We start from the raw sequence: 9603 nt of genomic DNA on the forward strand, positions 1-9603 counted from the left end.
GCGAGCGCGGCGACGACGCGGGCGTGGGCCTCGGCGGGGTAGGCCCGTGCCGGCACCGCCGCCCCCGGATGCACGACGACGTACGGCGCGGGCTCCGCGGCGCTCGCGTCCGCGGGGAGCGCCACGGCGAGGCGGCCGTCGTCGCCGTACGGCAGGGCGAACCCCGCCGCCTCCGCGATGCGGAGGGCCCGGACGGGCTCCGGCAGCGCCTCGGGCAGCGTCTCGCCCGGGATCAGCCGCACGTCGAGCAGGCCGCCCGCCGCATCCACCGAGGCTCCCGTGATCCTCCGGACGCCGGCGAGGCGGAGCAGCAGCGCGAGGGGGAGCGGCGACTGGTGGAACGAGGTGAGGACGACCGCCTCCTCGATCCCCGCTCCGGCGACGATCCCGGCGATCCGGTCGACGAGCGCCGCGTCGACCGGGGCGCCCGATCCGGTGATCCAGGCGGCGTCGACGACCTCGACCGCGGCGACCCCCGGCAGCAGCCGAGCCGCCGCGGCGCCGTGCGGGCCGGCGAGCAGCAGCACCTCGGCGCTCGCGGCGACGGCGCGGACCGCCGGTCCGGACACGAGCACGTCACCCATGCTGTCCAGGCGGGCGACGAGTACGCGGCGCGTCACGCGGCACCACCGGTGAGGGCGGCCTCGACCGCAGCGGCCAGGTCCGGTGCGACCTCGGGCGCCGCGGTCACCTCCTCACGCCGGGTCATCGGCGTGGGCACGAGGATCCCTCGCGCCCCCGCTGCTGCGGCTGCGGCGACGTCCGCACCGATGTCGCCGATCACCACCACGTCCGCAGGTGCGACGCCGAGGCGCCGAGCGGCTTCGAGCACGAGACCCGGCCGGGGCTTGCGGCAGCCGCAGCCGTCGTCGGGCCCGTGCGGGCAGACGCACCACGCGTCGAAGGCGCCGAACACGGCGTCCACGCGGGCGTTCACCGCGGCGACGCGCCGGGCGTCGAGGATGCCGCGCGCGATGCCCGACTGGTTGGACACGACGGCGGTCCGCAGGCCCGCGGCGCGCACGCGGGCGACCGCCTCGACGGCCCCGGGCATCGGGGTGACGGCGGCCGGATCCCCGTTGTAGGGCACGTCGACGACCAGCGTTCCGTCGCGGTCGAAGAGCACCGCCGTGGGGCGGCGCACGCTCGGTCCAGGCGTGTCCACCAGTCATCCCTACCCGTGCCCAGGAGCGGGAAACTGAGCAGAAGCGCAGAGAACGTTGAAGAAGGACTGACCTCCCGCTCAGGTGACCTCCTGCGAGGATGAAGTCGTGGATCAGGCTTTCGACGAGCAGTCGGGTCGGCCGGTCGCCCTGGCCTTGCGTGCCCTGAAGCTCGGCGACCTGCTGGTGGCGGTGCCCGCGCTGAAGGCGATGCGGCGGGCCCTGCCGGGGCACCGGCTGCTGCTCGCGACGTCCGCGTGGCTGGCGCCGCTGCTGCCGCTCGTGCCGGGTCTCGACGGGCACGTGCCGGCGAAGGGGCTCGACGCCCTGCTGCCGATCCCGCCCGGCCGCGTCGACGTCGCGGCGAACCTGCACGGCAACGGTCCGGAGTCGCGGGGGATCGTGGATGCGCTCGAGGCGCGCATCACGGTGCAGCACGCGCGCCCGGGGGAGCCCGGGCTGCCATGGCTCGACGGCATCCTCGAGCGGGAGCGCTGGGTGCGGCTCACCGGGGCGTTCGGCATGCCGGGCGACCGGGACGACGTGGGCCTCGACCGTCCGGCCGGCGCCTCGGCGGCGCCCGGCGCCGCGGTCGTGCACGTCGGAGCCTTCTACGGCTCGCGCCAGTGGCCGGCGGCGCGGTTCGCCGCCGTCGCGCGGGCGCTCGCGGAGCGGGGCCGGGAGGTCGTCTTCAGCGGCAGCGCGAGCGAGCGGCCCCGGGCGCTCGAGGTCGCGCGGCTCGGCGGCTTCGACGAGGCCACGGTGCTCGCGGGTCGCATGGAGCTCGACGGGTTCGCGGCGCTGATCGCGGATGCGGCGCTCGTCGTGACGGCCGACACCGGTGCGGCGCACCTCGCATCCGCGTACCGGATCCCGTCGGTCGTGATCTTCGGCCCGGCGCCGCCCGAGGAGTGGGGGCCGCCCGCGTCGGGCCCGCACCGGGTGCTCACCCACGCCGAGCTGCGGGTCGGCGACACCTTCGGCGTCGAGCCCGATCCGGCCCTCCTCGCGGTGACGGTCGACGAGGTGCTGGAGGCGATCGGAACCCTCCCCCTCCGCTGACGCCGGCCCGCTCGACCTCCCAAGGGGGGTTGCCGCGTTCTGGGGGATGAGGGCTCCGAACCCGCAGAAGGTGGCGACCGTCAGGGGTGGGAGGCGAGGGCCCGGGCGAGGGCCGGCGCCAGGTCGCCGCGCGGCACGACCTCGATCGCACCGAGGCCTTGCCAGCGGGTCGCCGCTTCGAGCACCGGCGCGAGCCGCTCCGCGACCGCCTCGGGCTGCTCGCCGGGCTCCAGCCACGCGGCCTGCACGAGCAGCACGCCCGCCTTGCGGTCGGACTTCAGGTCGACGCGGCCCGCCAGCCGGTCGTCGACGAGCACCGGCAGCACGTAGTAGCCGTGCACCCGGTCCTCCGCAGGCGTGTAGATCGAGATGCGGTAGTGGAAGCCGAAGAGCCGCAGCAGCCGGTCGCGCTGCCACACGACCGGATCGAAGGGCGAGAGCACGGCGGCCGCGCGGATGCGCCTGGGCAGCGCCGCGTCGACGTGCCGCCAGGCGGGCAGCGGCCGGTCGCCGCGCCGCCACCCCTCGACCTCGACCGGGACGAGCTCGCCCGACGCCTCGAGGTCGTGCACCGCCTGCGCCGTCTGGTCGGATCGCAGCCGGTGGTAGTCGGCGAGGTCGGCCAGCGCGGCGACGCCGTGCGCCACCGCCGCCCGCCGCACGAGCTCCCGCACCGCGTCCGCCTCGGGCACGGCCACGGGCGGCTCCGCGTACACCTGCTCGGGCAGCGCGTACCGCCGCTCGAAGCCCTTCCTGCCGGCCGTGACGAGGTCGCCCTGCGCGAACAGCAGCTCGAGCGTGCGCTTCACGTCCGACCAGCCCCACCACGGACCGCTGCGCACGTTCGCCTCGTGGTCCACCTCGCTCGCGGCGAGGGGGCCCTCCGCGGCGATGAGGTCCATCAGCAGCCGGACGAGCGGCGCCTGCGGGACCAGCCGGTCGCCGTAGCGCCGGCGGTACCGGTCCATCCGGAAGGCGAACAGACCGAGGTCCTCGCGAGGGACGAACGCGGCCTCGTGGGCCCAGTACTCGAGGTACGGCGACCCCGGCTCGAGCACGAGGCGGTCGAGCCGCCGCTTGTCGTACGGCCCCAGTCGCGCGAACAGCGGCAGGTAGTGGCTGCGCTCGAAGACGTTCACCGAGTCGATCTGCAGCACCTTCAGCCGCGCCAGCTCCGCGGCCACGCGCGCGGGACCGGCCGTCGACGGGCGCGGGCCGGCGAACCCCTGGGCGGCCAGCGCCATGCGGCGCGCCTCCCGCAGGGTCAGCCGGTCAGCCATACCGCGACCGTAACGGAGCGCCCGGACGGCCTGCCCGGATCGACCCGATCCCTAGACTCGGCGCGTGCCGAAGCGTACGGACGACCCGCCCCGCGACCCGGACGAGGTCGTGTCGCGCGCGATCCCCGTCGGCGTGCGCATCGCGGGCGCGTGGTCGTGGCGCATCATCGGTGTGCTCGTGCTGCTCGGCGTGCTCGTCTACCTCGTGATCCTGCTGCACACGGTGGTCGTGCCGGTGCTCGTCGCGACGCTGCTGTCCGGCCTCCTCACGCCGCTGAAGAACCGGCTGCTGCGCGCCGGCTGGCCGACGTGGCTCGCCGTGCTCGTCACGTTCCTCGGCACGCTCGTCGTGATCGCCGGCCTGGTCGTGCTCGTCGTCCTCACCCTCCGCACCGGCATCGGCGGCCTCGAGCAGCGCACGGTCGCCGGGTACAAGAACCTCATCGCCGCGATCAAGGCGTCGCCGTTCGGCATCACGGATGCGGACGTCTCGAACGCGATCGGCTCGATCTCGAGCACGATCCAGAAGAACTCCGGCACGATCCTCGCCGGTGCCCTGTCCGGTGCCTCGATCGTCTCGGACATGCTCGTCGGGCTCGTGCTCTCGCTCTTCATCACCCTGTTCTTCCTCATCGACGGGAACGGCATCTGGCGCTGGTGCATCCGGCTCGCGCCGCGCCGAGCGCGTGCCGCGGTCGACGGCGCCGGTCGCGCCGCGTGGCTGTCGGTGGGGGAGTACGCGCGGGTGCAGATCCTCGTCGCCCTCATCGACGCCGTCGGCATCGGCCTCGTCGCCTTCCTGCTCGGCCTCGGGGTCTCCCTCGTCGTGCCGATCGCGGTGCTCGTGTTCCTCGCCGCCTTCATCCCGTTCGTCGGAGCCATCGTCACCGGCGGCCTCGCCGTGCTGGTCGCGCTCGTCTACGTGGGGCCCGTGCAGGCGCTGATCATGCTCGCGGGCGTCGTCGGGGTGAACCAGCTCGAGTCCCACGTGCTGCAGCCGCTGCTGATGGGCGGCGCCGTGCGGCTGCACCCCGTCGCCGTCGTGCTCACTGTCGCGACCGGATCGTTGCTCGGCGGCATCGCGGGTGCGGTGTTCGCCGTGCCGTTCGTCGCCGCGGTGAACTCGGCGGTGCAGTTCGTCGCCGGCGGCGCGTGGAAGGACGACGCTCCACCGCCGACCCCGCCCGTCCCCGAAGCGCCGAGCGACCGCCGCCGGCGCCGCCGCACCACCAGACCCGAGCCCCAGGATGTGACGACCGTTGGCTGATCCGCTCGACTCGGCGCTCGCCGAGACCCCCGACGCCGTGCGCGTCGTGACCGCCGACACGCTGCCCGATTCGCCCGTGCCCTCCCTCGAGCGGATCCGGGACGCCGCCCGCGTGCTCGACGGCGTCGCCGCGCTCACCCCGATGGAGAGCTCCCGCTACCTGTCCGAGGTCGTCGGCGTGCCCGTGCACCTGAAGTGCGAGAACCTCCAGCGCACGGGCTCGTACAAGATCCGTGGCGCCTACAACCGGCTCTCCCGGCTCAGCCCCGAGGAGCGCGCCCGCGGCGTGGTCGCCGCGTCCGCCGGCAACCACGCGCAGGGGGTGGCGTTCGCGGCCCGCTCCCTCGGGATCGCCGCGACGATCTTCATGCCGATCGGCGTGCCCCTGCCGAAGCTCGCGGCCACGCGCGACTACGGCGCCCGCGTCGAGTTGTTCGGCCACGTCGTCGACGAGACGTTCCAGGCGGCGGCCGATTTCGCCGAGCGCACCGGCGCCGTGCTGATCCCGCCGTTCGACCACCCCGACGTGATCGCGGGCCAGGGCACGGTCGGGCTCGAGATCCTGGACGCGGTGCCCGACGTCGACACCATCGTCGTGCCGATCGGCGGCGGCGGGCTCGTCTCGGGGATCGCCGCCGCTGTGGCGCAGGCGGCGGCCGGCAGGGTGCACGTCGTCGGCGTGCAGGCCGAGAACGCCGCCGCCTTCCCGCCGTCGCTCGCCGCCGGCGGGGTGCGCACGGTGCGCACGACGCCGACGATCGCGGACGGCATCGCCGTGGCGACGCCGGGACGGATCACGTTCGAGATCGTGTCGTCGCTCGTCGACGAGGTGGTCACCGTCACCGACGACGAGACCGCGAGCGCCCTCCTCGTGCTGCTCGAGCGGGCGAAGCTGGTGGTCGAGCCCGCGGGCGCCGTCGGCGTGGCCGCGCTGCTCTCCGGCAAGGTGAAGCCCGCCGGGAAGACGGTCGTCGTGCTGTCCGGCGGCAACATCGACCCGCTCATGATGGAGCGGGTCATCAGCCGCGGCCTCGTCGCCTCCGACCGCTACCTCACCCTGCGGATCGGCCTGCCCGACCGCCCGGGCCAGCTCGCGGTGGTCTCCGGGCTGATCGCCGAGGTGAACGCGAACGTGGTCGAGGTGCTGCACACGCGCCACGGCAACGGCATGCCGATCGGCGAGGTGCAGATCGACATCAGCGTCGAGACGCGCGGGGCGACCCACCGCGACCAGGTGATCGCCCGGCTCGAGGCGTCGGGCTACTCGCCTCGCGTCATCGTCGTCTGACGATCAGGCCTTGTAGGGCTCGACCCGCTCGATCCTCACGGTGATCGCGCGGCCGTTCGGCGCCGTGTAGGTGACGGTGTCGCCGACCGACGCGCCGTTGATCGCGTGCCCGAGCGGGCTCTGCTCGCTGTAGACGTCGAGGTCCGAGTCGCCCGCGATCTCCCGGTTGCCGAGCAGGAAGGTGCTCTCCGCGCCCGCGATCGTCGCGGTGACGACCGTGCCGGGCGCCACGTGCCCGTCGGACGGCTGGGCCGCACCGACCTCGGCCGAGCGCAGCAGCTGGGTCAGCTGGCGGATGCGGGCCTCGATCTTGCCCTGCTCCTCCTTGGCGGCGTGGTAGCCGCCGTTCTCCTTGAGGTCGCCCTCCTCGCGGGCCTGCTCGATCTTCTTCACGATCTCGGTGCGACCCGGGCCGGACAGCTCCTCGAGCTCGGCGGAGAGCCGATCGAAGGCCTCCTGGGTGAGCCAGGTGACGGCGCTTTCCTGTGACATGAGGGGACCTCGTGATTCGTGGGACGTCTCCGCGCGGGACGTGCGCTGCGTGCCGGGCGCCGCGGATCCGCTGGGGGAGGTCCGCGCCGGCCTCGCGTCGCAGGGACCCCCGCGGTCGAAGATGCGATGTTAGGCGCGGCGGCAGGTCTGGATCAAGCCGGTGTCGGCCCGGCGCGTGGTCAGCACGGTCGTCGTCCCCGACCGCGCAGGGGCGCCGGTGACGGGCACGCGGACCTCGACGAGGCCGAGCACGCTGCCGTCCTGGTCCTGCGCCTCGACCGCGCAGACGAGCGGGACGCCCGCCTCGCCCGTGACCACCCAGCCGATGGTCACGGTGCTGTCGTTCTCGATCGTGAACCCCGTCGTCTGCAGATCGGTCGTGCTCGAGGCACCGCCCACCCCGGTCACCACCGCCCACACGACGGCCGCCAGCACCAGGACGGCCGCCACGACGACGACGGTCAGCCGGCCCCGCCCCCGGCCGCCGGGCGTGCGGCCGTAGCGGTCCTCGAGCCGGACGCCCGGGGTCGGGGCAGCGGTCACGAGGGGCTCCTGACAGTAGAATCCGGGGTGTCCGGGCCATTCTCCCCCGGCGGAAGGACGTGCCGGATGCGGGCGACGCTCGCCGCAGCGACACCGTCGCCCACGCCGAGCTTCAACCCGGACGTGGTGACCCCCGGCGTGGTCGGCTTCCTCACCATCCTCGGGATCACCGTCGTCGTGGTGCTGCTGATCGTCGACATGATGCGGCGCATCCGCCGGGTCCGTTACCGGGGCGAGGCCGAGGAGCGCGCGGCGAGCGCCGGGCGGGACGAGCCGCCCGCCCTCTGACCGGTTCAGCCGGCGACGGGGTGCAGCGCGATGATCAGGGTCGCGGTCCAGTGGCAGAGGAACGCGAGCACCGTGCAGGTGTGGAAGATCTCGTGGAACCCGAACCGGCCGGGGAACGGGTTCGGGCGCTTCAGCGCGTACGCGACCGCGCCCGCCGTGTAGAGCAGCCCGCCGATGACGAACAGCGTCATCATCGGCACGCTGGCGGCGAACAGCGCCCCGATGTCCATGATCGCGGCCCAGCCGAGCCCGACGTAGATGGGCACGTAGAGCCAGCGGGGCGCGCCGATCCAGAACACGCGGAAGCCGATGCCGAGCAGGGCGACGCCCCACACGACCGACAGCAGCGTGATGCCGGGACCGGGCGGCAGGGCGAGCAGCGACAGCGGCGTGTACGTGCCGGCGATGAGCAGGAAGATGTTGGCGTGGTCGACCCGGCGGAAGGTCGCCTTCACCCTGGGCGACCAGTCGATGCGGTGGTAGAGCGCGGAGTTGCCGAACAGCAGCAATGAGCTCACCGCGAAGACGGTGCTCGCCCACTTCGCCTCGGTGCCGTTCGCGAGCGCGACCAGCACGATCCCGGCGACCGCCGCGACCGGCGTGGTGCCCGCGTGGATCCACCCGCGCCAGGTCGGTTTCGGCTCGACGTGGACGTCCTGCGCGGCCTCGTCGACGAGCGGCAGGTGCGGAAGGTCCTCCGCCGGTCCGGTCGGGCCGGTGGTGGCGCGCGCCGGGCTGCCGGAGGGGCTGGTCGCTTGCTCGCGCATGCCCGCAGGCTAGTCGCGGCGGGCCGGCGGCGAGGGGACGGCGGGCGGGTCGCGCCGTCCGGGCCTGGCTGCTTCGAAGAGGCCGGGACTACCGTGAGCAGGTGCGGATGCCGGGTCAGCGAGTGCGCGGTCCGGCCTATCGTCTGTACGGCCGCCGGCTGCGGCGCAACCTCGAGCAGGGGCCGCTGCCGAAGCACATCGCGATGATCCTCGACGGCAACCGCCGGTGGGCACGCCAGGTGGGGCTCGAGTCCGCGGCACTCGGGCACCGGGCGGGCGCGGCGAAGATCGTCGAGTTCGCCGAGTGGGTCGCCGACCTGCGGATCCCGGTGATCACGCTGTACCTGCTGTCGACCGACAACCTCACGGGGCGGACCAGCGATGAGCTCGACGCCCTGTTCGGGATCATCGCCGACCTCGCGACCGCGCTCTCGGAGCGCTGGCGCGTGCAGCACGTCGGCACCGCGACCGGGCTGCCCGAGACCCTGATGCGGGCGCTCGCCGCGGCGGAGGAGCGCAGCCGCGACCGCACGGGCCTCCACATCAACCTCGCAGTGGGCTACGGCGGCCGGAACGAGATCGCGCACGCCATGCGGAGCATCGTCGCCACCCACCAGGCGGAGGGGGGCAGCCTCGACGACCTCGCCGATCTGCTCACGCCGGAGACGATCGGCCAGCACCTGTACACGAGCGGCCAGCCGGATCCCGACCTCGTCATCCGCACCTCGGGGGAGCAGCGGCTCTCCGACTTCATGCTGTGGCAGAGCGCCCACAGCGAGTTCTACTTCGTCGAGGCCCTGGGGCCCGATCTGCGCGAGGTCGACTTCCTCCGCGCGCTCCGGGCGTACGCGCAGCGCCACCGCCGCTACGGCACCTGAGCCACCGGTACGCTGACCGCCCGATGGATCGCCTCGACGACTACCTGGCCGGCTTCGCCGAGGAGCCCGGCTACCTCGACTTCGCGGCGTTCGGGCCGCTGTCCGCCGCGGTGCTCGCGGAGGACGCGGCGCAGCGGGAGGCGCTGGCCCGGATGCGGTGGGGCGCGCTGGGGCGCCTCGACACGAACACCGACCGGCTCCGCGCCGCAGCGGCGGCCGTCACCGGCTTCCGCGACGACCAGATCGCGTTCCAGCCGTCCACGACGCAGGGGCTGATGCAGGCCGTCTTCGCGGTCACCGGCGGGATCCTCGTCTCACCCGCGGAGTTCCCGAGCCTGCCCGCCGCGGCCGTCCGGGCGTCGGAGGCGCTGCACGCGACCGCGCCGATCTGGCTCGAGACCGATCACGGCCGGGTCACGCCGGGGCTGATCCGCGAACAGCTGACGAGCACGACGACCGCGGTCGCCGTCTCCGCCGTCGACGCGCGCACCGGCTACGTCGCCGACCTCGAGGGCATCCGCCAGGTGATCGGGGACCGGCTGCTGATCGTCGACGCGGTGCAGGCGCTCGGGGCG

At 74.2% G+C, this 9603-nt stretch carries 12 protein-coding genes; 6 read left to right on the plus strand and 6 right to left on the minus strand.

What is annotated here, in order from left to right:
• Together JWQ92_RS09620 and JWQ92_RS09625 are read right to left on the minus strand one after the other, a co-directional pair.
• Positions 1 to 584, minus strand: a 584-nt coding sequence (locus JWQ92_RS09620) for a glycosyltransferase family 9 protein (RefSeq protein ID WP_367276727.1), incomplete at its 3' end; no start/stop codon positions are given.
• Positions 585 to 616: 32 nt separating this feature from the next.
• A complete protein-coding gene (locus JWQ92_RS09625; RefSeq protein WP_297344237.1) occupies positions 617 to 1165 on the minus strand; it encodes an HAD family hydrolase in 549 nt (182 codons plus the stop codon).
• 106 nt (positions 1166 to 1271) lie between these two features.
• Between JWQ92_RS09625 and JWQ92_RS09630 the strand changes: the two genes are divergently transcribed.
• On the plus strand, positions 1272 to 2225 hold the full coding sequence (locus JWQ92_RS09630) for a glycosyltransferase family 9 protein (protein WP_297344238.1): 954 nt from the start codon (positions 1272 to 1274) through the stop codon (positions 2223 to 2225).
• An 80-nt stretch (positions 2226 to 2305) separates the two neighbouring features.
• Here JWQ92_RS09630 and JWQ92_RS09635 read toward each other — a convergent pair whose 3' ends face one another.
• A complete protein-coding gene (locus JWQ92_RS09635; protein WP_297344239.1) occupies positions 2306 to 3505 on the minus strand; it encodes a crosslink repair DNA glycosylase YcaQ family protein in 1200 nt (399 codons plus the stop codon).
• A gap of 64 nt (positions 3506 to 3569) precedes the next feature.
• Between JWQ92_RS09635 and JWQ92_RS09640 the strand changes: the two genes are divergently transcribed.
• Both JWQ92_RS09640 and ilvA read left to right on the plus strand, forming a co-directional pair.
• Positions 3570 to 4772, plus strand: a complete 1203-nt coding sequence (locus JWQ92_RS09640; RefSeq protein WP_297344240.1) for an AI-2E family transporter — start codon at positions 3570 to 3572, stop codon at positions 4770 to 4772.
• Positions 4773 to 4848: 76 nt separating this feature from the next.
• A complete protein-coding gene (gene ilvA / locus JWQ92_RS09645; protein WP_297344247.1) occupies positions 4849 to 6060 on the plus strand; it encodes a threonine ammonia-lyase in 1212 nt (403 codons plus the stop codon).
• 3 nt (positions 6061 to 6063) lie between these two features.
• Here ilvA and greA read toward each other — a convergent pair whose 3' ends face one another.
• Together greA and JWQ92_RS09655 are read right to left on the minus strand one after the other, a co-directional pair.
• Positions 6064 to 6552, minus strand: a complete 489-nt coding sequence (gene greA / locus JWQ92_RS09650; protein ID WP_297344241.1) for a transcription elongation factor GreA — start codon at positions 6550 to 6552, stop codon at positions 6064 to 6066.
• A gap of 129 nt (positions 6553 to 6681) precedes the next feature.
• Positions 6682 to 7095 carry a DUF4307 domain-containing protein gene (locus JWQ92_RS09655; RefSeq protein ID WP_297344242.1) on the minus strand — a complete coding sequence of 138 codons (414 nt, stop codon included), beginning with the start codon at positions 7093 to 7095 and terminating at the stop codon, positions 6682 to 6684.
• Between the two features lie 66 nt (positions 7096 to 7161).
• Between JWQ92_RS09655 and JWQ92_RS09660 the strand changes: the two genes are divergently transcribed.
• Entirely contained in the window at positions 7162 to 7383 is a 222-nt protein-coding gene (locus tag JWQ92_RS09660; RefSeq protein ID WP_297344243.1) for a hypothetical protein, read from the plus strand.
• A gap of 5 nt (positions 7384 to 7388) precedes the next feature.
• On the opposite strand, the gene JWQ92_RS09665 is transcribed toward JWQ92_RS09660, so the two are convergent.
• On the minus strand, positions 7389 to 8150 hold the full coding sequence (locus JWQ92_RS09665) for a hemolysin III family protein (RefSeq protein WP_297344244.1): 762 nt from the start codon (positions 8148 to 8150) through the stop codon (positions 7389 to 7391).
• A gap of 107 nt (positions 8151 to 8257) precedes the next feature.
• Here JWQ92_RS09665 and JWQ92_RS09670 point away from each other — a divergent pair, with 107 nt between their 5' ends.
• Complete coding sequence (locus JWQ92_RS09670) at positions 8258 to 9028, plus strand: isoprenyl transferase (protein ID WP_297344245.1); 771 nt, start codon at positions 8258 to 8260, stop codon at positions 9026 to 9028.
• A 23-nt stretch (positions 9029 to 9051) separates the two neighbouring features.
• The coding region (locus JWQ92_RS09675; RefSeq protein WP_297344246.1) for an aminotransferase class V-fold PLP-dependent enzyme at positions 9052 to 9603 on the plus strand (552 nt) is incomplete at its 3' end.

The organism is Amnibacterium sp. (assembly GCF_025463795.1).
Taxonomy (GTDB): Bacteria; Actinomycetota; Actinomycetes; order Actinomycetales; family Microbacteriaceae; genus Amnibacterium.